The sequence below is a fragment of the Shewanella colwelliana ATCC 39565 genome (assembly GCF_000518705.1).
Classification (GTDB): Bacteria; Pseudomonadota; Gammaproteobacteria; order Enterobacterales; family Shewanellaceae; genus Shewanella; species Shewanella colwelliana.
The window spans coordinates 1-25,735 of sequence record NZ_JAEC01000026.1 but is presented as its reverse complement, the minus strand read 5'-3'; the positions used below and the strand labels follow the sequence as shown (position 1 = coordinate 25,735).

Genomic DNA, 25,735 nt, shown 5'->3' with positions numbered 1-25,735 from the left:
CATTACCACCGTCAACTCACTCGATGTAGGCTGTTTTTGTAACCATCTGTAATAGTGTGCTACCAGTTTTTCCCTAAGAATAGAAAGACAGATCTCTCACCATCATCCGTCCAACCAAAACCCAGTGCAGCGGGTCCAACAGATGTATCGGTACCGAAGTAGACACTGCCACCGTAAATCAAATCATCGAGACTAACACTTTGTCTTAGCGTCCAAACGTTACCCGCTTCGAGGCTCGCGCCTAAATAGAGTGGATAGTCTGTCATCCCAAGCACATCTCGGCCTAAATCATATTGATACACAAAAGCACCAAACACTTTATGTGGGCCCACCAAGGCATTTTTATGGTAACCAGAAAGGTTAAGGAAACCACCTAACTCAGATACATGCACACTAAAACCAGCGTCTTTATCTACGGTCGCCACTGACGCCATTCCCACAAAGGCATGATTGTTAACACTCAAGGCCCCTCGCCATTCAGCTTCAAGTTGTACTGATGTATCTGATGGCTCAATGCTGGAAATTTGCGGGCTCTCATCTCTACGATAATAGAGGTCAACAGTAAAACGATTACCAGACGTGGGAAAGTTGATACTGTCTAAGTCATCATAAGCAAACTTAAAGTAACCGCCATAAGATGAGTAATCGAGATCACCGAAAAACGCTGCATTTTCTAAATAGCCCCATTCACCAGTCACCCCAACTCTAAAGCCCCCGCTTTTGTATAGTTATAACCAATACCTAAATCGGCGCGATAGTTCGTCTGTTCAAGTTGCACTACACGGTTATTATCTTCATAAAAATCCCAGTCTTTACGCTCCATGGAGAGTTGGCTGCGGGCAAAATAGGTTTGATCAGCATCCAAGGGTTGATAGAATTCACTCGACAACAACTTTTCAAACCCTAAACGCAGCTCATTACGCCACTCCCCGCCATTAACGGTCAAATCCTTCATGGTGTAAGCCACATCGAGTGCCACGACCGAGTCGAGAGAGAAATCATCTTCCCAGCTAAATCCAAGTTGAAAATAGTTGGGGCCCCACGATTTAGCTGTCGTTTTTAGTACTAAGACCCGTCCATCCTCTGTATCAATAAACTCCGCATTCACACGCTCAAACTTATCTAAGGCGTAGACTTGATTAATTCCGGCTTCGAGAGTTTGCTTGTCCACCACTTGACCAACTTCAATCCCTAAGGTCTCCCGCAATAGGCTTTCGCTAACTTTAGAATTATTGTCAACTTGAATCGCGACCACTGGCTTTTGTAAGTTGTCCTCCCACGCTAAGCTAACGGTGGCTTTGTGACCTTGATAAGCCGTGTAGGACGCTTCACTGATCGACAAGGCTCGCAACTGCTCTAGCTTAGCTAAGGCTGCTTCCTCACCGAGACGGTAGGCTAGCGGCATAATGCTAAAGTCTGTTGTGCTGAGTTCACCTACGTCGGGTCGGATCAAAATATCATTATCTGATAGCAGCTGTTTTTGACGCTCAGTACTGGCGTTGGTCAACATTGTCGATAACTGATTAAGCACGGCAACCGTGCTCTGCAATTGGTCGCGTTTGACTAATGAAGAACCAATATCTACGGCAATAATAATATCGGCACCCATGCTTTTCACCACATCAACGGGCATGTTATTGGCGATACCACCATCAACCACCATTTTACCTTGGTATTCAGAAGCCTGCAGAGCCCCAGGCACAGAAGCAGATGCTTGCATTGCATCGACTAAACTGCCCCGACTCATCACAACCGGTTGACTGGTTTCCAGATCCGTCGCCACAGCACGGTAGGGGATGGCAAGCTGGTCGAAATGCTCAAACTTATGCACTAAATCGGTCGAACGTTGCAAGAGTACTGACATTGTTTGCCCGCGAAGCAAGCCATTAGGAACCTTTACCTCTTGATCGCTAAAACCTACGTTAATGGGTATGTTAAATCTATCTCTGTGTTGTTTATCTCGATAGCTAAGATCTGCTCGCGGAATCGTATCTGAGAAACCATCATTCCAGTTCTCCCCCATCATAATCGCTTCTATTTCAGCGGCACTGTACCCCAAGGCATACATGCCACCGACATAGGCTCCAATACTGGTGCCCGCGATATAATCCACCGGAATGCGGTTCGCTTCTAACGTCTTTAATACAGCGATATGTGCCGCCCCTTTCGCGCCGCCACCGCTCAGTACCAAACCTACCTTAGGACGAACTTCCGCCGATACAACAGCTGAACACATGCAAAACAGCAGGGCAAAAAACAGAACACGTATCATATTATTTTTCAAACTGATAGACACAAAGATGACACATTCTAGCAAACATGTGGCAAAACGAGAAAGTGTGCTGCACGTCAACAAATTTAAATACGATCAACGGCCAGCCAATTGAAAGTGCGAGTGCAAATGCTTTATCGCAGTATCTCCATATAAAGGGTTCATGAGCCTCTACAACCTTGATTATGGCAATAGACAAATGCCAACCATATCAGTCAGATAAAACCATCCAATCGAGTACCAACGGCTTGAACCATAAGCCTCAACCACCATAGTGCTTGTTTTCAAAATAAAAATGGCCACGCTTTGTGGCCAAATCATCAAAAGGTATGCCGACTAATCTCAATGCTTTTTAACGAGAAACGCTTCAAACTCCTCAACCGCCATAGGTTTAGCAAAATAGTAACCTTGAATAACATAACAACCACGGCTAAATACTTGCTCAAGCTGTGCCTTGGTTTCAATGCCTTCGGCTACCACCTTCAGCTTTAAGTTTCGTGCTAATTCAATGATACTACTGGCGATAGCCTGATCCGCTTCGTTATTGGCGATATCAATCAAAAAAGAGCGATCAATTTTTAAAGTACTAACATCGAAACTGCGCAAATACGCGAGTGATGAGTAACCAGTACCAAAATCATCGATGGCCACATCAATACCTAACCTTCGCAGCGCTTTGAGGTGATCTTTAGCGATGTGTAACTCTTTCATTAACACACCTTCTGTGATCTCAAGTCCAAGCATACTCGCTGGCATCCCCGAATCAGAGAGTGCCTTTTCTATTCCCTGAATAAAATCAGGCTGTCTGAAATGCACCGCTGAGATATTGATGGAAAGCTTATATCTTTTATCATAAGTCTTTGCCCACAAAGCGCCCTGCCGACAGGCTTGATTTAAAACCCAACGATCAATATCGATAATCAAGCCACAAGACTCTGCAATCTTGATGAAAATATCAGGCCTGACATAGCCCTCTTTAGGATGGTGCCAACGCAACAATGCCTCCATCCCCACCACACTATCATCATGCAAAATATCGATCTGTGGTTGATAATGCAGTTCAAACTCCTGGCGCTCTATTGCCTTCCTTAATTCCGCCTCTAACTTAAGGTGGTACAGCGCCTCTGTGTTACGCTCGGCAGAAAAGTACTGGAAGTTACCGCGACCCTCTTCTTTGGCGTGGTACATCGCCTGATCGGCGTTTTTAATCAGCGTCTCAGGCTGCTGTGCATCATCGGGCCATAAACTCACACCAATACTGGTCGAGATGAAAAACTCTCGTCCATAAAGCTCAAAGGGTCTCTCTATCTGCCTAATTAACTCCTCACAAAGATGATTGATCTCATCAATATCATCCATATCGCGCAGTAAAATAACAAACTCATCACCACCAAAACGGCACAGCGTATGATTGTCGGTCACACATTGCTGTAAACGGTTAGCCGCCTCCACTAGCAATGCATCCCCCATACCATGACCGTAGGAGTCATTGACATTTTTAAATCTATCTAAGTCGAGAAAAATAAGTGCAAGTTTTTCCTCTGTGACGAGAGCTCTATGGATACAGCTTGCTAAGCGCGATGAAAACAGCGACCGATTGGGTAGACCAGTTAACACATCGTAGTTGGCTAGACGCCTGAGATCCGCTTCGGTTTGCTTACGCTCAGTAATATCAGAAAAAACAGCAACGTAGTGTGTTATCACACCGCGACTGTTTTCCATGGTGGATAGATTCAACCAAACAGGACTAGTATGCCCAGCCCCCCCCCTAAACTCATGCTCGCCGGTCCAGGTGATCCCTTGCTCCAACAAAATATTGATTTCATCACTACGCTCATCACTCGAATGCACTAGCTGCGAGAAATAACGACCATTTAGCTCCGAGGCTGGCATACCAAGTATGTTCTGGGCCGCCTTATTGGACACTTTGACACACTCTTGCGAATCTAAAATTAACACCCCTTCAGATGTGTTACCAAACGCCTGCGCTAACAGTTTGACATCATCTTCTAACTGCCGTTGAGCGGTTATATCAGTATAGATACCCGCCACCTTTTTCACTTTGCCCGTCACAGGTTCAAACTCGAGTGGACGGCCCCTCACCCGTGTCCACCCCCAAGAGTCGTCAGGACGAAGGTAACGATACTCTACATCGAGCCTATCGTCCTCTTTTGCCAGTAACCTTCCCCATGCTTCCCGCACATCTTGGCGGTCCTCATCATGAACGGGGAACTCCTCCATCTTCAATTGCATCGTCTCAGGCTGACCAATAAAGCTGCCACCACGATTCTCTAAATTGAACAGTTGCGTACTACTACGCCACTCCCAAAGTTCAGAGTCACTGCCCTTTAAGGATTGGCGCAAACGCTCTTCACTCTCTTTTAGCGCCCTATTTACTCGCCTAAAAGCACTCAACTGACGATGACGTATGTACAGTACATAGAGGGCAGAAAAGACCAGCGCCATAATAATACTGGCTTTGAACCAAGTATTATTCCACCAGTAATCCCTAACGCTAAATGAGTACCTATAGGGCTTATCTAACCATATCCCATTATTTCGACTCAATATCTCTAAGGTATAGTTACCTTGACTCAAACCGGAAAGGTTAATTAATGACTGCCCAGAGAGCTGTAAATAATTCGCTTGTTCATCGTCACTGTCTCGACGTAAGCGGTATTTGAGCTCCAGCGGTTTATCAGTTAGATAATCTAAACTGGTCAGTTGAAAACTGATCATTTTAGAACCTGGCGCTATTAATTTGTTCGGCTTAGGAATAAGGTCAATATCGGTCGATTGCTCATAAAACACCGACACCGACTCCAACTGGATACCATCTTGCAATAGACGATTACTTAACTTAGACACATCGATTAATGCTGCACCATCAGGGCTACCCACAAACAGACCCATCCCTGGTGCAAAATAGGATGCGCCATCATTGAGCTCATGACTCACTAGCCCATCTTGCTTTTCAATAACAAGAATCTCCCCGGTTTGCAGATCTTGTCGAATAATAGAGTTAGTGCATCCGATGACCTTATACCTTGGTATCTGCTCAATGAAGAAAACCGAAGAACACTGCACCGACCACGTCTTAGATAAAAGATAGGTTAATCCTGTTTTCGGATGATACTCAACAATCCCCTTTGGTGATGTACCTAGCCATAACACGCCTGAGTCAACCTCTTTGATATAACTCACATCGATCGCTAGATTACTGTCGGCGAAAATATCGATCCTTGAATAGAAAATGCCTCGATTATCGATATAACCAAAATAGTTATCGCCACCAACCCATAACTTGCCATCAGCCGTACGATGGGCACTTCGCAGGGCCGCTTGGTGCAAGGTGCCATCAACGCCTTTTATCGCGTAAGTTTTGGGTTCTAAAGTGCCTTCATCCCAATAAAATAGTCCTGTCGCGGTGGGAAACCACCAACGCCCTTGAATCAGTGAGTCTTTATAACTGGCATAAACATACTTATTTTCTAAAGAGGAGCGCCCCCCAGTTAATTTGGCAAATCGCTGTGCGACTCGAGCCTCCCGATCATAAAGAAACAAGCCATTTGTGGTCGCCATCAGCAGGTGGCGTTTATCAAATTTTTGAATATGAAAAACACTGTCATTAACGTCAAAGCCGTCAGGTATATAAGTAAAACTCTGCTGAGTAACTCTGTTGACCTCAATTAAGCCTAAATCCGTCCCCAGCCAGACCCAATTTTCTTCGGCAAAAATCGACCAAACCATCTCATTATCTAAGTGGTAAGGGGCTTTAGTGCTAAAATCATCGAGGACAAAATCCGGTGTATCGGCAACGATCGCAAGTCCATCACCAGAACCGCCGACCCAAATAAGATTGTTACTATCTACAGCGATGTCATACACATAATCAATATCTGCCGCCAGTTTCAACTCATCGGCAAACACTTTAAGCTCACCGGTATCAGGGTGCCATTTAACTAGTCCATCTCGACCCGCCAACCATAAGGCCCCTCCGGAATCTTGGGTCATGGTAGTAATGTAAAAAGGGACTTGGTCAACTTTACTGACACTCACCTTATCGACATCAACACGATATAACCCATTATTTGAACTGAGCCAGATTCGGCCAACCTCATCTTTGAATAGCGCTTTGATCAATCCCTGTTCCTCTGTCCAAGGAAAGATTGCTCTTAACATCCCTAGGCTATCCCTCAGCTGCAATTCAGATGCCTTAGCCACCAATAAATTACCATCTGTGTGTTGCGCTAAAAAAAACCAAGGCGTATCGGGATCATTAGCCAAAGTGGTGACAAGTTCCAGTGACATGGAGTCATAGTCTAAACGGTACAACTCACCGACATAATTGAGCAAGATGAGAGAGCCATCATCTCGTCGCGTTAACGTATTTAGACCACCCTGATTAAATGCGGGAAACAGCTGTGAGGTGCCAAATTGAGCGAATTCATCTTCAACGATGTCATAAAGGTAAGTGTTAGTGTAACTACTGATCAGCAGATGCTTGTCGCTGAGAGGCTCGACTAGGTATATGTATTCATCAGCAATGCGTAGCTCATCATTGAGACTGTCGATGCGGCGGGCAGTGGTATCGCTAATGCGATAGAGCCCTTGTTCTGTTGCAAGCCAAGTAAAGCCGTGGGCATCGAAAGCTATATCGTTAATAGTTGCGTTATTCAGCCCATCTCGAGCCGTAAAGACTCGCTGTACCAAATCCCCAGCATAGACAGGCGACAGGATACTGGATAGCAGCAGTCCAAACACAATAATACGAAAATAGCTCAGGATCATAGGCTACGTAACTCAGTCTGGTAGAGTAGAAGAAATTGACGATGCGATTTCGTTACAAATTTATAATATAAGTAAGACTAGCAAAAAAAAAGCGCTCAATGAGCGCTTTTTTATTAATAACTTAAGTTATTTTTTCTTCTTTGCCTTAGGGTTTGGCAAATCAGTGATTGAACCTTCGTAAATCTCAGCCGCTAGGCCAACAGACTCATGTAAAGTTGGATGTGCATGAACGGTGAGTGCTAGATCTTCTGCATCACAACCCATCTCAATCGCAAGACCGATTTCACCTAGTAGTTCGCCACCGTTAACACCCACGATAGCACCACCTATTACACGGTGAGTCTCTTTATCGAAAATCAACTTAGTCATACCATCAGCGCAATCAGATGCAATCGCACGACCGCTTGCAGCCCATGGGAAAGTCGCTGTTTCATAAGCAATACCTTGCTCTTTTGCTTCTTTCTCTGTTAGACCAACCCAAGCAACTTCTGGGTCAGTATAGGCAATAGATGGGATCACTTTTGGATCGAAGTAGTGCTTCATACCAGCAATCACTTCTGCAGCAACGTGGCCTTCATGCACACCTTTGTGTGCAAGCATTGGCTGACCAACAATATCGCCAATCGCGAAAATGTGCGGAACGTTTGTGCGCATCTGCTTATCCACATTGATGAAACCACGCTCATCAATATTAACGCCAGCTTTGTCGGCATCAATCAACTTACCATTTGGTGTACGACCGATAGCAACTAATACTGCGTCATAGCGTACAGGCTCAGCTGGGGCTTTTTTGCCTTCCATTGAAACGTAGATACCATCTTCTTTTGCTTCAACGGCTGTCACTTTAGTTTCAAGGATAAGATTGAACTTCTTCTTGATTTTCTTAGTGTAAACGCGAACGATATCTTTATCAGCAGCAGGAATAACTTGGTCGAACATCTCAACCACGTCAATATCACTACCTAGTGAAGAGTAAACTGTCCCCATCTCTAGACCAATGATACCGCCACCCATAACCAGCAGCTTACCTGGTACTTCTTTAAGCTCTAGCGCATCGGTAGAATCCCAAATGCGTGGATCTTCATGAGGAATAAATGGCAATTGAATTGGACGTGAGCCCGCAGCGATAATGGCTTTTTCAAAGTGAACCACTTTAACGCCATCTTCACCAGCCACTTCAATCGTGTTAGGGCCAGTAAACTTACCAAAGCCATTAACTACGTTAACTTTGCGCATTTTTGACATGCCGCCTAGCCCACCAGTCAGCTGACTGATCACGCCTTGTTTAAAGTCGCGTAGCTTATCTAGGTCAATCTGTGGCTCGCCAAAAACCACACCGTGGCTTGCAACCGCTTTAGCTTCTTCAATTACTTTCGCAACGTGAAGCAGTGCTTTAGACGGAATACAACCGACGTTAAGACAAACACCACCTAAGGTGCTAAAACGCTCAACGATCACAGTTTCTAGACCTAAATCAGCAGCACGAAATGCCGCTGAATAACCCGCAGGACCTGCACCCAATACTAATACCTGAGTTTTGATTTCGTTACTCATGTTTTCCTCTATTCTTTCTCATTCCGTTGGGAGGAGCTCCGGCCCAACGCTGTATGACGCCAGCTTTTTGAACGTGTGTTCTTGTAAGGTGGCCGCATTTTAACCTGTCATCGAGTTAAACAAAAGGCTACTCAACATGAGTAGCCTTCATCATTACAAAATAAGTGTACGTATGTCGGACAGCATACTTGACAGTGTCACGCTAAAGCGTGCCGCCATGGCGCCGTCGATCACACGGTGGTCATAAGATAAAGACAGCGGCAACATTAGCTTAGGCTCGAAATCTTTACCATTCCACTTAGGTTTAATCTCAGACTTAGATACACCAAGAATTGCCACGTCAGGGTAATTAACGATAGGCGTAAACGCCGTACCACCAATACCGCCAAGACTAGAGATAGTAAAGCAACTGCCTTGCATATCCGCTGACTTAAGCTTGCCGTCACGCGCTTTAATAGAGATCTCCATCAGCTCAGCTGACAGCTCAATAATGCCTTTCTTATCGACATCGCGAACCACTGGCACGACCAAACCATTTGGCGTATCAACTGCAACACCAATGTGATAGTACTTCTTTTTGATCAACGATTCGCCATCGGCACTCAGGCTCGCGTTAAAGACAGGGAACTGCTGTAGCGCCTTAGCAACTGCTTTCATCATAAAGACAAGCGGCGTGATTTTTACACCACTCTTCTGCTTAGCAGCTAACTCATTTTGCTGCTTACGGAAGGCTTCAAGCTCAGTAATATCTGCTTCATCAAATTGCGTCACATGGGGAATAGTGACCCAGTTACGATGTAGGTTTGGCCCAGAGATCTTCTGAATACGAGTTAGCGGTACCTCTTCAACTTCACCAAATTTAGCAAAATCGACTTTAGGCGCAGCAATCACGTTTAGTCCACCAGCACCGCCAGCAACCGCAGTCGCTGCAGTCGCTTTAGGACGGCTTAGCTCATACTTAATGAATGCCTGAACATCCTCTTTAAGAATACGTCCCTTGCGACCCGTACCGGTAACCAGCGTCAAGTCTGCACCAAACTCACGCGCTAAACGGCGCACAGCTGGTGAGGCATGCACAGCACCTGTCTTAGGTGTGCTGCCTGCACTTGGATGATGCGGCACAGGTGGCTTGCTCGCAGCAGGTGCTGCCGCAACAGGAGCCGGCGCAGCCGCTTGTACTGGAGCCGCTACAGGTGTAGGGGCACTTGATTGGGTCTCAACCGTTGCGATAACGCTACCCTGAGAAACCTTATCACCCACCTTGATGGTTAACGAAACAAGTTTACCCGCAAACGGCGCAGGCACTTCCATGGTTGCTTTGTCGGTTTCAAGCGTGATGAGGCCTTGATCAGCTTCAATCATATCGCCCACAGCCACAAGCACTTCGATAACATCGACATCAGCAGCATCACCAATATCAGGCACTGCAATCTCTTTCACTTCAACCGTGGTTGCAACAGGTGCTGCAACAGGAGCCGTCTCTGCAACTGGCGCTGGAGCCGCTGCTTCGCCACCACTCACTTGTAGCATCAATACTAGCGAGCCTTGAGAAACCTTGTCGCCCACAGAGACTTTCATCTCGGTGATAACACCCGCCGCAGGGGCTGGCACTTCCATGGTCGCTTTATCGGTTTCAAGGGTAATAAGACCCGTATCCACATCAATGCTGTCGCCAACGGCCACTAGCACTTCAATCACATCGACATCGGCGGCATCGCCAATATCAGGCACGGCCACTTCAATAATTTGTGACGTTGCAGCAGGCGCTGGCGCTGCTACAGGAGCAGACTCAGAGGCAGCTGGCGCTGCTGGTGCACTAGGTGCTTCAGCAACAGGGACCTCAGCGGCAGCGGTAGCACCTGCACTCATCATAGCAATCAGTGAACCTTCAGATACCGTATCACCCACAGCGACTTTTAGCTCTGCAAGTGTACCTGCGAACGGCGCAGGTATATCCATGGTCGCCTTGTCGCTTTCAACGGTGATAATCGACTCTTCAGCTTCAATGCTGTCGCCAACCGCTACACAGATCTCAATAACCTGTACTTCATCCCCACCGATATCAGGGACTAAAACTTCTTTTAATTCAGCCATTATCTGTCCCCTTTACGCGTACTGTGGGTTGATCTTGTCAGCGTCAATGCCATATTCGGCAATGGCTTTCGTCAACACATCGACTGGTAACTCGTTACGGTCGACAAGCGATTTCAGCGCAGCGATAACGATAAACTTAGCATCCACTTCAAAGTGATGACGTAAGTTTTCGCGGCTATCACTACGGCCGAAACCATCGGTACCAAGTACTTTGTAGTCCGTTGGGATATAAGCACGCAGTTGCTCGCCATATATCTTCATGTAATCAGTGGCTACAATTGCTGGTGCCTCGCTTGAAATCACTTGGCTGATATAGGCTTGTTTAGGTGTTTCAGTTGGGTGCAGCATGTTGTAACGCTCAGCGGCTTGACCATCACGGGTCAACTCGTTGAAGCTGGTTACACTGAATACATCTGACGAGATGCCGAAATCTTTGGCAAGGGCTTGCGCCGCTTTACGTACTTGCTCAAGGATGGTGCCACAACCCATAAGCTGGACCTTACCTTTACCGCTGCCAGATACAGATTCAAGCTTATAGATACCTTTAACGATACCCTCTTCAGCGCCTTCTGGCATTTCTGGCTGCACGTAGTTTTCGTTCATGGTGGTCAAGTAGTAGAAGATATCTTCTTGGTTTTCGCCATACATACGACGAATACCATCTTGAACCACTACCGCAATCTCGTAACCGTAAGTTGGGTCATAAGAGATGCAGTTTGGAATCGTGTTGGCTAATACATGGCTGTGGCCATCTTGGTGCTGTAGACCCTCACCGTTTAGCGTTGTACGGCCAGAAGTACCACCTACCATAAAGCCACGGGCACGCATATCACCAGCAGCCCACGCCATATCGCCAATACGTTGGAAACCAAACATAGAGTAGTAGATATAGAAAGGAATCGTTGGTGTGTCGTTAACCGAGTAACTGGTAGCTGCTGCGACCCAAGATGACATTGCACCTAGCTCGTTAATACCTTCTTGCAATACTTGACCAGACTTATCTTCACGATAGTAAGCAACCTGATCAGAATCTTGTGGCTCATATTTTTGGCCTTCGTGAGCGTAAATACCCACTTGACGGAATAGGCCTTCCATACCAAAGGTACGCGCTTCATCAGGAATGATTGGTACAATACGCTTACCAATCTTCTTATCTTTTAATAGCGCTGTGAGAATACGTACAAACGCCATGGTGCTTGAAATTTCACGACCGTTAGAGCCTTTTAGCACTGAGTCGAAAATTTTCAAAGATGGCACTTCAAGATCTTCAGAGAACTGCTCACGACGGGCAGGCATGGCACCGTGCAACGCTTCACGACGCGCTTTAAGGTACTTAACCTCTTCAGAATCTGGACCAGGATGGTAGAACGGAATATCTTCTAATTGATCATCACTAATCGGGATATTGAAACGATCGCGGAAGTACTTGAGTGAATCAACACCCATCTTCTTCACGTTATGCGCGATGTTTTTACCTTCACCCGCATCACCCATACCATAACCTTTAACGGTTTTAGCTAGAATAACGGTAGGGCGGCCTTTGGTGTTTTTGGCATGCTGAAGCGCTGCAAAAATCTTAACGGGATCATGACCACCACGGTTTAGACGCCAAATGTCATCGTCTGACATGTTAGCCACCATCTCGGCCGTTTCAGGGTACTTACCAAAGAAGTGCTCACGAGTGTAAGCGCCGCCTTTGGCTTTACAGTTTTGATATTCACCGTCAACGGTTTCTTCCATCAACTGCAGTAACTTACCGCTGGTGTCACGGGCCAATAGTGGATCCCAGTAACGACCCCAAATCACTTTAACCGCTTCCCAGCCTGCGCCGCGGAATTCGCCTTCAAGCTCTTGGATAATCTTACCGTTACCACGAACAGGGCCATCTAGACGCTGCAGGTTACAGTTAACGATAAACACCAAGTTGTCGAGTTCTTCACGCGCAGCTAAGCCAATCGCACCTAAAGCTTCTGGCTCGTCACACTCACCATCACCTAAGAAACAGTAAACCGTCTGCTCAGAGCAGTCTTTCAGACCGCGGTCAGTCAGGTACTTAAGGTAACGTGCTTGGTAAATGGCTTGAATCGGACCAAGACCCATAGATACCGTAGGGAACTGCCAGTAGTCAGGCATCAACTTAGGATGCGGATAAGATGAAAGACCCTTGCCATCAACTTCTTGACGGAAATTGTTCATCTGATCTTCAGTGATACGACCTTCTAGGAACGAACGCGAGTAAATGCCTGGTGCGATATGACCTTGGAAATAGACTAAGTCGCCACCGTCTTTCTCGTTTGGCGCACGGAAGAAGTGGTTAAAACAGACGTCATAAATGGTCGCACTAGAAGCAAAACTTGAAATATGGCCACCCAGCTCAAGGTCTTTTTTCGATCCGCGCAGTACCATTGCCAATGCGTTCCAACGGACGATAGCGCGAATACGGCGCTCCATCTCTTGGTTACCAGGCATGTGCGGCTCTTGACCCGCTGGAATTGTGTTTAAATACGCAGTTGTCGCTTTGTATGGCAGATGAGTACCGTTACGACGTGCCTTATCAATCAGCTTTTCTAACAGATAATGTGCACGCTCAGGGCCTTCCTGCTCTAGTACAGCTTGCAGTGAATCAACCCACTCTTGAGTCTCTAACGGATCTAAATCTTGTAGCATATGTTCAGACATTTCGCAGTCCTTCCCTATATACATTAATAGTATGAATTAATTGATAAAAAATAATGGCAGGACGTTTCCCTAACCACCACTCTTCAAACGGCGCAGACTACGCTGCAACCGGCTATCTTCTTCCCGCACAGACAACATCACTTCCTCGATATAACTCAAATGTTCGTTCGAGGCTTCTCTTGCTGCATCGGGATCACGGCGCACGATAGCGGCGAGTAGGTCTCGCCGATGGTCATTTGCCATTGTAGAGGCATCAGCTCGGCGCTTTAGCAACTCTAGGTTTTGCGCCACGTTTTTATGTAGCACTGGAGATAAACTTAATACTAGGTGCAGCATGGCCACATTATGTGAGGCCTCTGCAACGGCGCGATAAAAGCACACAATGGCTTCCGCCTGTGCCTCAATCTCTGACGCCGCTTCTACTGCTTGGATTTTCTGTTTGATGTTTTGCATATCCGCATCGGTTCCCCGAAGCGCTGCAAAATAGGCCATCATGCCTTCAGTGGCGTGACGAAACTCGAGTAGGTCATATTGACTCTCTGAATCGCTATGCATCAGCTCCACAATAGGATCAGCAAGACTCTGCCAAAGCTGCTCTTTGACATAGGTACCACCGCCTTGACGACGCAGTAACAAGCCTTTTGCTTCTAACTTTTGAATTGCTTCACGAAGAGATGGACGAGAGACTTCAAATTGCAGTGCCAATTCACGCTCTGGTGGTAATTTCTGACCGGGCTGCAAACTCCCTTCAAGGATCATCTGCTCTAACTGACCCATAATCACATCAGAAATTTTTGGCTGGTTGATTTTGCTATAAGCCATATGGCCCTCAGCTCCTATTGTAAATTGGTCTTACCAATTTAATTGACTGAGCGCACTTTATCAAATCACATTTCAGATGTCTAGTTCGTGATCTGCTTCATGGTTACTCACGATTTGTGAGAATAGCTTAAAAAAATAGAAAAGGGGTCTGACCATTGCAACATTTTCTCAGCCCCCAATAAATAATGGTTTAAACCACCACACCAAAAATGGTCAGCAGCGATAATCCCGTCACTAATAATATGAAGTTTCGTTTACTCAATTGCAGTAAAGAGATGGTCGATTGCACACAAATAGGCGCATTAGAATCCGACTCTATCGTCTCGGCCGCCAAGGCAACTTCTGAAATAATCTCACGTGCTGGCCGCTTCAACTGAAACGCCTGCTTACGCCAGCAGCTAAACGCCGCAGAAAAGTGCCCACTCAGTACATAACCAAAAGCAATTAAGCGACTAGGCAGCCAATCTAATAGCATCAACGCTGTATCGACAAGCGGCAAGGATGCCTCACGTGACTTAGCATCGTCAGAGAAATAACGCACGGTACAATATAACACCGCGCCAGCTGGGCCGAAGAAAATCAAATACAGCGCCACCGCACCATAAAAACGATAGTTAAGCCATGCAACCGATTGACCGACCTTAGCCCCTAAATCTCGCTCCGATACCGCATCAATCGAAACGTAAGGGTCGAGCGAATCGGCAAAATGATAACAAGCTTGCGAGTCACCACGGCAAGCAGCTTGGATATATTGCTTAAACAGCTGGCGTTGCTTTAAATGGCTAAAACACAAAATGGCCACCGCCACCCACAACAACAAACTCACCAGTCCCCAAAATAGTCCCGCCACAAACCATGCCAATACTTGAACAGCAATGGCGGGTAAGAGTATGGCTATTGCCATCATGAGATCGTTGCTTAGCTGCTTACGACCAAAAAATACCTTGGTATAAAACGCCAGTAACGTTTCGAGCTGCCAGGCTTGAGGCAGTAACTTCAAGCGCTCTATGATAATTGCGACTAATAACGAAAAAAGTGCCATCTAAACTTCCCTTCTGTCACACGCTAAAAACAGTAATATCGCTAAAAAATTAGCCCACTAGGCTAGCCAGGTATCTTTGCCAGTCGAAACAGTCACCCGGATCGGTTTTGCGCCCTGGTGCTATGTCGCTATGCCCAACAATCGTTTTCACATTCAGCATAGGATACGCATCAAACAAGGCCAAGGTTAACATCCGTAATTGCTGATATTGCACATCGGTATATTTACAGTTATCCGTACCTTCAAGCTCGATACCAATGGCAAAGTCATTACAGCCATCGCGACCATCATAATGGGATACACCAGCATGCCAGGCTCTATCGTCACAGCTGACATATTGCACTATCTCACCGTCACGACGTATTAAAAAGTGCGCCAACACCGTCAACCCTTCAAGCTCACAAAAACTGGCATCGGCCTCCACATCTAAACAGCCCTGAAAAAGCTGGTCGATATAGGGCAAACCAAACTGCCCCGCCGGTAAGCTAATGTTATGGATCACCAACAAGCTCACCTCACCCTCTGCGCCCTCAGGGCGTTGGTTAAAATGAGGAGACTCACACTTACGGCTTAAGGTTAACCAGCCATCGCTGATTGATTTTGTTTGCATCGACTAAATCTATAAATGATAAAAGATAAATCTAAATTCACTTTACCCATTTTTCAGTTTAGGTGCTAGTCATGGTTACTGATGATTTGTTCCAGCCTAAACTGTCAGCAATACCTTTTAACAGCTTGTTAATTGATTTAATTTCAACACTAATTTGCGCTGCTTTTTCATGATTAAGTTTGCTATTATCAACGCAATAAGAACAAGTGCTTGCCGCGTATGTTTGCGCTAACACCATGTCAGCGCCTTGAAGCAAGAGCATTGGGCGCTCACCCCAAACAGCCAGGCGCGGCCCACCGAGGATAGAAACATGCTGGAAAACGATATTAGACTATCAGTCAAAGTCGCACTCGAAGAAGACTTAGGCTACCGAGCCGACAGCAACCTAAACGCCGCCGACAAATTAAGCGCCGACATCACCGCTCAGTTAATTCCAAGTGACAAATACGCCGAAGCGACATTAATCACCCGTGAAGAGGGCGTATTTTGTGGTAAAGCCTGGGCCGAACAAGTCTTTAACCAACTCGGCAGCGAAGTGGCACTGCATTGGCATGTCGATGATGGCGATCTATTAGTGCCCAACCAAGTACTGTGCGAAATGTCTGGTCCTGCCCGCGCGATTCTAACAGGCGAGCGCACAGCAATGAACTTTATCCAAACGCTGTCCGGTGTCGCGACACTAACTAAGCACTATGTCGACAAAATGGCTGGCACCCATTGCAAGTTACTCGATACCCGTAAAACCGTGCCAGGGCTTCGCACGGCACAAAAATATGCCGTCACCTGCGGCGGCGGCAAAAACCACCGCATAGGTTTATTTGACGCCTTCCTTATAAAAGAAAACCACATCATGGCCTGTGGCTCTATTGCAAACGCCATTCAAGCCGCCCGCAAACTTGCCAGTGACAAGCCAGTAGAGGTCGAAGTCGAAAGTATCGAAGAACTCACCTTAGCCTTAGAGGCACAAGCTGATATCGTAATGTTGGATAATTTCGATGTGACTATGATGCTACAAGCGGTAGAGCTCAACCAAGCCTTTCATAAAGAGCAGGGTTATCCTGAGTCGCAACGGGTCAAACTTGAAGTGTCAGGCAACGTCACCATAGATACCATTGCCGATTTTGCCAAAACAGGTGTCGATTACATCTCAGTAGGCGCACTGACTAAACACGTTAAAGCGTTAGACCTCTCATTGCGATTGAAAGACTAACTAGCAGACTTTAGCTCATAGGGATTAGCGCCTAGGGATTAGTTCCTAGGGGCTAACTCCTAGAACTACCTGTTGAAGATGGCGATAGAAGCTGAGCCATAGCAACTGGCCATAGCAACTGAGCCACAAAGACTAGGCCCTATTGCCCTTAACCTCGCCCTGCTATCCAGACTTCCCTTTTTTGCCCCTCGCCGTAACAGCCTTGCAACAATCTAATGGCGCGAAACACTATCGTTCACTATTCACACAATTATGAATCGCTATTTTTTTGACTAAATCAGAATAAGTGCCATTTTTTCGGTCAACGACAAAAAGATGCTATAACCTTTTTTACAAAATATTACTTCTATTAGACAAATTCATCGCCAAATTAGTACTTTGATGTAATTTACAGCTCCATTTTCCTTAACTTTGTACTAACTTTGACAGTAGGCGAGATGGCCCTTTCGGCCAGCTCACCATGAAGGTAGACCAAATTGCAAAATTGAGGTGATCAATAATTAGGTTTTAAGCTCTAGTTTAGAATTTTCACACATTACTGTTAACAAGTGCTTAACGAGAGATGTGTTGAAATGTTCATTAGCAGAGCGGCTTGAATGATGGGTATATGCGCATTATTTGAATAAACCTAGCGACCCTTTAATCGAGCAAGCAACCAAATGGTGCAGTTTGCCGAAACGACATACATCATATCGATGGTTAATAAATGATGCTTAAACGCAGCAGCTAGGGTTATTAGAAGTTAACGCTTAACTGTTGCCGCTTAAAAGTCACGTAACTTTAATCACTAAAAATTAGTTGATAGCAATAACGATTTGACCAAGGATGAAACAGCCGACCACACGCAGGAGCGTAACGTTTAGGTTCAATATTGTGTTAATCACCTGCCAATGTTTAAGGCAAGTGTGTTAATCGCCAATAGAGAGCTAAACTTAAAGTTACAAGTGCTATAAGCTCAAAGGCTAACGCCTAGCAGCTGTAAGCAAAAAGGTTAGGTGAATCGAGTCACGTTCTGTCAAACGGAGAGAGTAAAATGAAAGGTTTCAAAAAAAGTAATGCTAAGGGTTTCACCCTAATTGAATTAATGATCGTTGTTGCAATTATCGGTATTCTCGCTGCAATTGCACTGCCTGCTTATCAAAATTACACAAATAAAGCTAAATTTACCGCGTGGGTAAATGCTAGTGCTTCACATAAATCAGCTATTGAAGCATGTTATCAAGTAGAACAAGACTTAACTGCGTGCGAGACTGCTGAGACAAATGGTATTCCAGCAGATATTACTGCAGCAGCCGGCGTCCCTGGCGTAGCTGTAGCTGCTGGTGCGGTTATTAACGTAACAGCTCCTTCCGATACAGTTGCTGGCTCAGCGCTTGATGGAGCTACATTCGATTTAACCCCTACTGTTGTGGGTACAACTCTGACATGGGCTAAAGTTTGTTCACCTGCAGAACTATGCTAAATTAATTTATTGATAATCAGGAGGACTGCGAGTGGTCCTCCTTATTTTTGGAATACCATGCCAACTACTGGTTTACACTTAGGTTTATCAACTCTGTTCATTCGCAAACAACTGCTTAGCGAAGAACAGATCGCATCGGCAATTACCAAATCTCGTCAAGCTAAACTATCCCTTGTTTCTACTATAGTCTCAGAAAAACTGATTTCTGCCAGAGAGATTGCCGAACTCTGCTATGAAGAATATGGCACCCCGCTACTCGATCTCAATGAATTCGATATTTCCAGCATCCCCGAAGATTTCCTCAATCGTAAACTGATCGATAAACATAAATGTTTGCCGCTGTTTAAACGTGGTAATCGTCTCTATATTGGTACCTCAGACCCGACCAATATTGCCGCCTTAGAGGATTTTCAATTTAGCGCCGGCCTGCATGCTGAAGCCATATTGGTTGAGGATGATAAACTTACCGTAGCCCTGGAAAAAGTGCTCGAAGAGGATATTTCCGCACTGGATCTTGACGGAATAGATGAAGATTCTTTAGCTGGAATTGAAGTCACTGATACAGACAAGCGTCATGATGAACCACAAGGGGAAGCCAGTGATGATGCCCCCATTGTTATCTATATCAACAAAATTTTAACCGATGCCATTCGTAAAGGCGCATCGGACTTACATTTTGAACCCTACGAGAAACGCTACCGCATCCGTTTTCGCATCGATGGTATCTTGCATGAAGTCTCAGAGCCACCAGTCAACCTATCTGGACGAATTTCGGCTCGCTTAAAGGTGATGTCAAAGCTAGACATTGCCGAACGCCGCGTCCCCCAAGATGGCCGCATCAAGATGAAGCTGTCGCGCACCAAGTCCATCGACTTTCGTGTCAGTACCTTGCCCACCATCTGGGGCGAAAAGATTGTAATGCGTATCTTGGACTCCTCATCAGCGCAACTTGGCATTGAAAAACTGGGGTATGAGGATGACCAACGTGAGCTTTATGAGCAGATGCTAGCTAAGCCCCAAGGCATGATCTTGGTCACTGGCCCCACAGGTTCAGGTAAAACCGTCTCCCTTTATACAGGGCTCAATATTCTCAACACCGAAGAGCGCAACATCTCCACCGCCGAAGATCCGGTTGAAATTAACTTAGAAGGCGTTAATCAGGTCCATATTAACTTAAAAGCTGGCCTCACCTTCGCCTCTGCCCTGCGCTCATTCCTGCGTCAAGACCCCGATGTCGTCATGGTGGGGGAGATACGTGATTTAGAGACCGCCGAAATCGCCATTAAGGCAGCGCAAACAGGTCACTTGGTACTGTCAACCTTACATACCAACTCAGCCGCGGAAACCTTAACCCGTTTGATCAACATGGGCGTACCAGGGTATAACATTGCCAGCTCAGTCAACTTGATTATCGCGCAGCGTCTATCTCATCGCCTTTGCCCTGAATGTAAGCAACCAGAGGATGTGCCCGAGCATGAACTGTTACGTTTGGGCTTTACCCAAACACAAATCGATGACGGTTTTACTGTCTATAAACCCATAGGTTGCGACCTCTGCTCTGGCGGGTATAAAGGCCGAGTCGGTATCTATGAGGTGATGAAGATGTCAGATGAGATAGCCCGAACGATTATGGAGGGAGGCAATTCACTGCAAATTGCCACCCAAGCCAAAGAGCAAGGCATGCGGGACCTGCGTGATTCAGGCCTTCGCAAGGTGGTTGCTGGGGTCACCAGTATCGCCGAAATTAACCGCGTCACCAGTTTTTAGACTAAGCTAATATCAACCACTTATTACCTTGCGCTTAAGTAACTAGAAAATAAAGGATCCATCATGGCTACCGCATCACTGGCTAAAACGAAAACGCAAACTAAAAAGCAAAAAGCAGCCAAAGCGCAACCTAAAGTGGTCACCTTCGAGTGGAAAGGCACCAACCGCGATGGTAAAAAAACCTCGGGCGAGCTACGTGGAACCTCGACCAATGAGATCAAAGCCCAATTAAAATCTCAAGGGGTCAACCCTAAAGTCGTCAGAAAAAAACCAGAATCCCTGTTTAAGCGCGATCCCAAAATCACTGCGATGGATATCGCCATGATGACTCGCCAGATTGCCACCATGCTGGCAGCGGGCGTGCCCATTGTCACAACTCTTGAGATGCTCGGCCGTGGCCATGAAAAACCCAAAATGCGTGAACTACTGGCCACTATCGTTGGTGATGTGCAATCGGGGATTCCACTATCTGACTCATTAAAACCCCACCGAAAATACTTCGACGACTTGTATGTTGACTTAGTGGGTGCGGGTGAACACTCTGGCTCACTGGATGCGGTATTCGATCGCATCGCCACCTATCGAGAGAAAGCGGAAGCGCTAAAGTCAAAAATTAAAAAGGCGATGTTTTACCCTGCGGCTGTTGTGGTGGTAGCAATATTAGTCACATCGTTACTTTTACTATTTGTCGTTCCCCAATTTGAAGAGATATTTAATGGTTTTGGCGCAGAGCTGCCTGCATTTACTCAATTAATTATCGGCATATCACGCTGGCTGCAAGGTTCATGGTACTTTTTCGTTATTGCAATCATTGTTGGTATTTGGGCTTTTAAAAAAGCACATTTAAACTCCCAAGCTTTTAGAAATAGAGTCGATGAGCTCGTGCTAAAAATCCCTGCCATTGGTGATATCCTTCATAAAGCAGCTATGGCACGCTTTGCGCGAACCTTAGCGACAACCTTTGCCGCAGGTGTCCCCTTGATTGATGGTTTAGAATCAGCCGCCGGTGCCTCGGGTAATTATGTCTATCGCAGTGCCTTGATAAAAGTCCGTCAAGAGGTGATGTCCGGCATGCAGATGAATGTCGCCATGCGCACCACAGGCCTATTCCCTGACATGCTGATTCAGATAGTGATGATTGGTGAAGAATCGGGCGGCCTCGATGAGATGCTCAACAAAGTCGCCAACATCTATGAGATGCAGGTCGATGATGCGGTCGATGGTTTATCCAGCCTTATCGAACCAGTAATGATGGTGGTGATTGGTACGGTTGTTGGTGGCCTCATTGTCGGTATGTACCTGCCAATCTTTGAGATGGGTAATGTGGTAGGCTAAGGCGGTAGCTCATAGCTCGTAGCTCGTAGCTCGTAGCTCGTAGCTCGTAGCTCGTAGCTCGTAGCTCGTAGCTCGTAGCTCGTAACTCGTAGCTCGTAGCTCGTAGCTCGTAGCTCGTAGCTCGTAGCTCGTAGCTCGTAGCTCGTAGCTCGTAGCTCGTAGCTCGTAGCTCGTAGCTCGTAGCTAAGCAATGTTAAAATCTTTCCATAACAACAAAATTTATCGATTAAATAATAATGAACCAATTTATCCAATTAATGGCGCAGTTCCCTTTTCTGTTTGCCGCACTCGCTTTTATCTTTGCTGCCACCATTGGCAGCTTTTTAAATGTGGTTATCCACCGTTTGCCCGTCATGATGAAACGTGAATGGCAGCAAGAATGTAATCAGTACCTGGATGAGTATCACCAGCCACTCCCAAAAGAGCTGGCCAGCAAACTTGCCAAGCCTATCGACGATTACCCTGAAAAATATAACCTTGTGGTGCCGGGCTCTGCCTGCCCCAAATGTAAAGCCTACATCAAGCCTTGGCATAATTTACCTGTATTAGGTTGGTTAATGCTCGGCGGGAAATGTGCCAACTGTAAAACTGCAATCTCAGCACGCTATCCAATCGTAGAGGCTCTAACGGGCATAGCCGTAGGTTATTTAGCCTACCATTTTGGCCCTACTTGGCAGTTCGTCTTCGCCACGGCGTTAACCTTTGGCTTAATAGCCCTTACTGGTATAGACCTCGATGAGATGCTGCTGCCGGATCAAATGACGCTGCCACTACTTTGGCTGGGGTTACTCATTAATCTTAATGGCACATTTACCTCACCCACTGAGGCGATTATAGGTGCCGCTGCAGGCTATATGAGCTTATGGAGCGTCTTTTGGGGCTTTAAACTCCTCACAGGTAAGGAAGGCATGGGTTATGGTGACTTTAAGCTACTGGCTGTATTTGGCGCTTGGTTTGGCTGGCAGCTGTTACCACTCATCATACTGCTCTCTTCTGTCGTCGGCGCAGTAGTTGGCGTATTGCTGATTGTGAATAAACGCATCAACTCCGGCAACCCAATCCCCTTTGGCCCCTATATTGCCCTTGCTGGCTGGATTGCTATGATCTGGGGCGAGCAAATAGTTAACTGGTATCTTTCGACGCTGTAATGCCAATACCGCTGAATCATGGGCAATGCCACAAGAGTACATTTATGTCTAATTTTATCGTTGGCCTCACTGGTGGCATTGGCAGTGGTAAAACCACAGTCGCCAATCTTTTTGCCGACTTGGGTATCACCCTTGTAGATGCTGACATAGTAAGCCGTGAGGTTGTCGCTCCAGGTACTATTGGGCTGACGCGCATAGCTGAGCACTTCGGCCAAAGCATATTGCATGAAAATGGGGAGCTTAATCGCGCCGCATTAAGAGAGCGCATATTCAGCACGCCGCCTGAGCGAGAGTGGCTCAACAATCTACTTCACCCCATGATTAGACAAGAGATGTTAGCGCAACTGAAAAAAGCGACCTCACCCTACGCTATTTTGGTTGTTCCCTTGCTATTTGAGAACGGTTTAGATAGGTTAGTCAATTGCACCTTAGTGGTTGATATTTCGCCAGAGCTGCAAACCCAGCGTACCATGGAGAGAGACTCTGTGAGCGCTAAGCAAGTACTAAATATAATAGGCAGTCAGGCAAGCAGAGCTGAGAAACTGTCAAAAGCTGATGATGTCATCGACAATCATGGAACGGTATCAGCATTACAGAGCAAGGTAGCTTTACTACATAATAAATACTTAAAATTAGCCGATCACACTTGATAATGTCATGAATGAATTGATCTATGAACAGCCACTTAACGAGAAGACTCGCAGTTACCTGCGCCTTGAGTATCTCGCTAACCAACTCCAGAGCAATCTAGATCAAGATCATCAACATCGATGTTTCTACCCGCTGTTTTCTCTGTGTGAACTCACCGAACGTTGCGACTACCGCACCGAAATCATTAAAGATATAGACAAGCAACTGATCACTTTAAAAAAGTGGCAAGATCTTCCCCACATTGATGAAGCCCAGGTAAATGAGTATATCGAGCGACTACAACAGGCAAGGACTCAACTGGTAGGTTGCGAGCGACCCGGTCAAAAACTGAAACAAGACCGCTTCTTATCAGCTCTGCGTCAACGGTTCGGCATGCCAGGAGCTTGTTGTAATTTTGATCTACCTCAGTTGCACTACTGGCTAGCAAAACCTTGGGCCATTCGCCAACAAGAATATCAATCTTGGATAGCCAACTTTCAGTGCCTACTGACACCAATCAAACTTCTCCTAGAGCTTACTCGCAAAACCACCAGTTACAATCCAGCTACTGCAGTTGCCGGTTTCTACCAAGGTAGCAGTAACCAAGCCTTGTCGCTCATCAGAGTAAAACTCGATGCAAAGCAAGGTTGCTACCCCACAATTAGTGGCAACCGTAATCGTTACGCCATCCATTTTGTCCTATTTGACCAGCAAAAACATTCTGACCAAACCATCGACTTTATGTTGGCAACCTGCGGCTAAACTGATTACCATAATGCTTTAGAATTAAAGCGTCACGGAATAGCATATGCCTACAGTAGTAAACTGCCCAACCTGCCAAACTCAAGTAGAATGGTCAGCCGATTCAAAATTCAAACCCTTCTGCAGTGAACGTTGTAAACTTATTGATTTAGGTGATTGGGCCTCAGAGAAACATGCTATTCCAGTAAAGCCGGAATTCGATGCCGAATCATTAGATGCACTCGGCTATGATGAAGCTGACTTCTTTAAGGATAATTAACCAATGAAACGAGTCCATGTGGCCGTTGGTGTAATACTTAACGCCAGTAACCAAGTCCTGCTCGCCAAGAGGCCTGATAACCTTCATCAAGGTGGCAAATGGGAGTTCCCTGGTGGCAAGGTCGAGCAAGATGAGACCACTTCACAGGCGTTAATCAGAGAGCTTAAAGAGGAAGTAAACCTCATTGTTAGTGATACAACGCCACTAATGACAATCTCCCACGATTATCCGGATAAAGAAGTCCTCTTAGGTATCCATACTGTAAACTGCTTTTCAGGAGATGCTGAGGGGCTGGAAGGACAGGAAATATTGTGGGTAGAGTTAAGCAATCTGAAACGATATAACTTCCCTGCGGCCAACACACCAATTATCGATAGACTACTATCCCTATAACCCCTTGAGAGCCGAATGTTAAACTGACTTAGGCTCTTACATGCAGCAACCTACCTCAAATTATCAATTGCCAATCCGAAACCATTCAAATCCAAAGATAGATTTTATTAACCAGTTAAATTAATAACAAATAATAGAGCTTAAGCTTGTTAATGGACTTGGGTTATCTCATAAAATAACCAAGATGAAGCAAGTGAGTTAGTCGATATTAGTCCAGGATAAATCAACAGACACTTACCATAATCAGCTTTGAAGCATGTACAACGAAATAGCTAAAACCGATCCTACACAAATCAAACAATGCTATCGACCATGTAACAGCATGCTTCAGCCAACGAAGGTAAATAATTAAGGAGCGTTAACAAAAGCAAAGCAAACTTGTTTGTAACAAAGAGCGAAGGCGCAAGTCATGGTCAGCTCCCCTAAAGTTTCGCGCTGACCCACATGGATGTGTGGAATGCAGATAGTATCTGGAGTAACTATCTGCCATAAGCACATCGCTAATGCGATATTTGCCCTACTCTCGTAGTCCACGCAGTGGACACATGGCGGGCGAAGAGGTTGTGCTAAATGTACGAAGTACATTGCAATCTTTTAGCTCGTAACTTTCTAAAAGGCCCAAACGCAAAAAAGCCACCTTAATAAGGTGGCTTCTCTACTTAATTAGGCGCCTGGAAATGACCTACTCTCACATGGGGAGACCCCACACTACCATCGGCGCGATTGCGTTTCACTTCTGAGTTCGGGATGGGATCAGGTGGTGCCACAATGCTATGGTTTCCAGACAAATTTGGTAAATTTGAAAAGCTGCTCTCAATTCTGTATTTCAAGAAGCAAGAGATATTAAAATTGAATCACACTAAATCAAGTGTCTGTATTCTTTCGCTAAAGTTAACCATTAACTG

General features: G+C 45.9%; 17 protein-coding genes, 1 rRNA gene and 1 pseudogene. 9 read left to right on the top strand and 10 right to left on the bottom strand.

All coding sequences use genetic code 11. From position 1 onward, the window contains the following. Positions 1-59 precede the first annotated feature (59 nt). The 9 genes and pseudogenes from L876_RS21685 to L876_RS0112325 form a co-directional block, all read right to left on the bottom strand. Positions 60-2,272, bottom strand: a pseudogene (locus L876_RS21685) (patatin-like phospholipase family protein). Between the two features lie 342 nt (positions 2,273-2,614). Further along, positions 2,615-7,063 (bottom strand): EAL domain-containing protein, encoded by a 4,449-nt coding sequence (locus L876_RS0112360; protein ID WP_028764096.1) that lies wholly within the window; start codon positions 7,061-7,063, stop codon positions 2,615-2,617. Between the two features lie 126 nt (positions 7,064-7,189). Next, entirely contained in the window at positions 7,190-8,617 is a 1,428-nt protein-coding gene (gene lpdA / locus L876_RS0112355) for a dihydrolipoyl dehydrogenase (RefSeq protein ID WP_028764095.1), read from the bottom strand. 153 nt (positions 8,618-8,770) lie between these two features. Further along, entirely contained in the window at positions 8,771-10,711 is a 1,941-nt protein-coding gene (aceF, locus tag L876_RS0112350) for a pyruvate dehydrogenase complex dihydrolipoyllysine-residue acetyltransferase (RefSeq protein WP_028764094.1), read from the bottom strand. 12 nt (positions 10,712-10,723) lie between these two features. Next, a complete protein-coding gene (gene aceE, locus L876_RS0112345) occupies positions 10,724-13,390 on the bottom strand; it encodes a pyruvate dehydrogenase (acetyl-transferring), homodimeric type (RefSeq protein ID WP_028764093.1) in 2,667 nt (888 codons plus the stop codon). Between the two features lie 69 nt (positions 13,391-13,459). Beyond that, positions 13,460-14,212: a pyruvate dehydrogenase complex transcriptional repressor PdhR gene (pdhR, locus tag L876_RS0112340; RefSeq protein WP_028764092.1), complete on the bottom strand. Its 753-nt coding sequence runs from the start codon at positions 14,210-14,212 to the stop codon at positions 13,460-13,462. A 190-nt stretch (positions 14,213-14,402) separates the two neighbouring features. Beyond that, on the bottom strand, positions 14,403-15,254 hold the full coding sequence (ampE, locus tag L876_RS0112335) for a beta-lactamase regulator AmpE (protein ID WP_028764091.1): 852 nt from the start codon (positions 15,252-15,254) through the stop codon (positions 14,403-14,405). Between the two features lie 49 nt (positions 15,255-15,303). Further along, positions 15,304-15,864 (bottom strand): 1,6-anhydro-N-acetylmuramyl-L-alanine amidase AmpD, encoded by a 561-nt coding sequence (gene ampD / locus L876_RS0112330; protein WP_028764090.1) that lies wholly within the window; start codon positions 15,862-15,864, stop codon positions 15,304-15,306. A 58-nt stretch (positions 15,865-15,922) separates the two neighbouring features. Further along, the gene (locus tag L876_RS0112325; RefSeq protein ID WP_028764089.1) at positions 15,923-16,126 is read right to left on the bottom strand and encodes a hypothetical protein; all 204 of its coding nucleotides are present in this window, start codon (positions 16,124-16,126) and stop codon (positions 15,923-15,925) included. A gap of 48 nt (positions 16,127-16,174) precedes the next feature. On the opposite strand from L876_RS0112325, the gene nadC reads away from it, so the two are divergent. From nadC to mutT, 9 genes are all read left to right on the top strand, one after another. Next, on the top strand, positions 16,175-17,074 hold the full coding sequence (nadC, locus tag L876_RS0112320) for a carboxylating nicotinate-nucleotide diphosphorylase (RefSeq protein WP_028764088.1): 900 nt from the start codon (positions 16,175-16,177) through the stop codon (positions 17,072-17,074). Positions 17,075-18,107: 1,033 nt separating this feature from the next. Beyond that, positions 18,108-18,536, top strand: coding sequence for a pilin (locus L876_RS0112315; RefSeq protein WP_028764087.1), 429 nt, complete (start codon positions 18,108-18,110; stop codon positions 18,534-18,536). A 57-nt stretch (positions 18,537-18,593) separates the two neighbouring features. Beyond that, complete coding sequence (gene pilB / locus L876_RS0112310; RefSeq protein WP_028764086.1) at positions 18,594-20,303, top strand: type IV-A pilus assembly ATPase PilB; 1,710 nt, start codon at positions 18,594-18,596, stop codon at positions 20,301-20,303. A 63-nt stretch (positions 20,304-20,366) separates the two neighbouring features. After that, positions 20,367-21,638, top strand: a complete 1,272-nt coding sequence (locus tag L876_RS0112305) for a type II secretion system F family protein (protein WP_028764085.1) — start codon at positions 20,367-20,369, stop codon at positions 21,636-21,638. 236 nt (positions 21,639-21,874) lie between these two features. Beyond that, on the top strand, positions 21,875-22,786 hold the full coding sequence (locus L876_RS0112300) for a prepilin peptidase (RefSeq protein ID WP_028764084.1): 912 nt from the start codon (positions 21,875-21,877) through the stop codon (positions 22,784-22,786). A gap of 44 nt (positions 22,787-22,830) precedes the next feature. Next, on the top strand, positions 22,831-23,436 hold the full coding sequence (gene coaE / locus L876_RS0112295) for a dephospho-CoA kinase (protein WP_028764083.1): 606 nt from the start codon (positions 22,831-22,833) through the stop codon (positions 23,434-23,436). A 7-nt stretch (positions 23,437-23,443) separates the two neighbouring features. After that, positions 23,444-24,178 (top strand): cell division protein ZapD, encoded by a 735-nt coding sequence (zapD, locus tag L876_RS0112290; RefSeq protein WP_028764082.1) that lies wholly within the window; start codon positions 23,444-23,446, stop codon positions 24,176-24,178. Between the two features lie 46 nt (positions 24,179-24,224). Further along, positions 24,225-24,437 (top strand): DNA gyrase inhibitor YacG, encoded by a 213-nt coding sequence (gene yacG / locus L876_RS0112285; RefSeq protein ID WP_028764081.1) that lies wholly within the window; start codon positions 24,225-24,227, stop codon positions 24,435-24,437. A gap of 3 nt (positions 24,438-24,440) precedes the next feature. Further along, on the top strand, positions 24,441-24,830 hold the full coding sequence (gene mutT / locus L876_RS0112280; RefSeq protein WP_028764080.1) for an 8-oxo-dGTP diphosphatase MutT: 390 nt from the start codon (positions 24,441-24,443) through the stop codon (positions 24,828-24,830). Positions 24,831-25,499: 669 nt separating this feature from the next. Here mutT and rrf read toward each other — a convergent pair. Then, positions 25,500-25,615 (bottom strand): 5S ribosomal RNA (rrf, locus tag L876_RS0112275). Positions 25,616-25,735 lie beyond the last annotated feature (120 nt).

What these genes read in the sequence shown, in the direction of transcription:
- L876_RS0112360 (WP_028764096.1), bottom strand. Translation starts at nt 7,063, where the DNA reads ATGATCCTGAGCTATTTTCGTATTATTGTGTTTGGACTGCTGCTATCC.
- lpdA (WP_028764095.1), bottom strand. Translation starts at nt 8,617, where the DNA reads ATGAGTAACGAAATCAAAACTCAGGTATTAGTATTGGGTGCAGGTCCT.
- aceF (WP_028764094.1), bottom strand. Translation starts at nt 10,711, where the DNA reads ATGGCTGAATTAAAAGAAGTTTTAGTCCCTGATATCGGTGGGGATGAA.
- aceE (WP_028764093.1), bottom strand. Translation starts at nt 13,390, where the DNA reads ATGTCTGAACATATGCTACAAGATTTAGATCCGTTAGAGACTCAAGAG.
- pdhR (WP_028764092.1), bottom strand. Translation starts at nt 14,212, where the DNA reads ATGGCTTATAGCAAAATCAACCAGCCAAAAATTTCTGATGTGATTATG.
- ampE (WP_028764091.1), bottom strand. Translation starts at nt 15,254, where the DNA reads ATGGCACTTTTTTCGTTATTAGTCGCAATTATCATAGAGCGCTTGAAG.
- ampD (WP_028764090.1), bottom strand. Translation starts at nt 15,864, where the DNA reads ATGCAAACAAAATCAATCAGCGATGGCTGGTTAACCTTAAGCCGTAAG.
- L876_RS0112325 (WP_028764089.1), bottom strand. Translation starts at nt 16,126, where the DNA reads ATGCTCTTGCTTCAAGGCGCTGACATGGTGTTAGCGCAAACATACGCG.
- nadC (WP_028764088.1), top strand. Translation starts at nt 16,175, where the DNA reads ATGCTGGAAAACGATATTAGACTATCAGTCAAAGTCGCACTCGAAGAA.
- L876_RS0112315 (WP_028764087.1), top strand. Translation starts at nt 18,108, where the DNA reads ATGAAAGGTTTCAAAAAAAGTAATGCTAAGGGTTTCACCCTAATTGAA.
- pilB (WP_028764086.1), top strand. Translation starts at nt 18,594, where the DNA reads ATGCCAACTACTGGTTTACACTTAGGTTTATCAACTCTGTTCATTCGC.
- L876_RS0112305 (WP_028764085.1), top strand. Translation starts at nt 20,367, where the DNA reads ATGGCTACCGCATCACTGGCTAAAACGAAAACGCAAACTAAAAAGCAA.
- L876_RS0112300 (WP_028764084.1), top strand. Translation starts at nt 21,875, where the DNA reads ATGAACCAATTTATCCAATTAATGGCGCAGTTCCCTTTTCTGTTTGCC.
- coaE (WP_028764083.1), top strand. Translation starts at nt 22,831, where the DNA reads ATGTCTAATTTTATCGTTGGCCTCACTGGTGGCATTGGCAGTGGTAAA.
- zapD (WP_028764082.1), top strand. Translation starts at nt 23,444, where the DNA reads ATGAATGAATTGATCTATGAACAGCCACTTAACGAGAAGACTCGCAGT.
- yacG (WP_028764081.1), top strand. Translation starts at nt 24,225, where the DNA reads ATGCCTACAGTAGTAAACTGCCCAACCTGCCAAACTCAAGTAGAATGG.
- mutT (WP_028764080.1), top strand. Translation starts at nt 24,441, where the DNA reads ATGAAACGAGTCCATGTGGCCGTTGGTGTAATACTTAACGCCAGTAAC.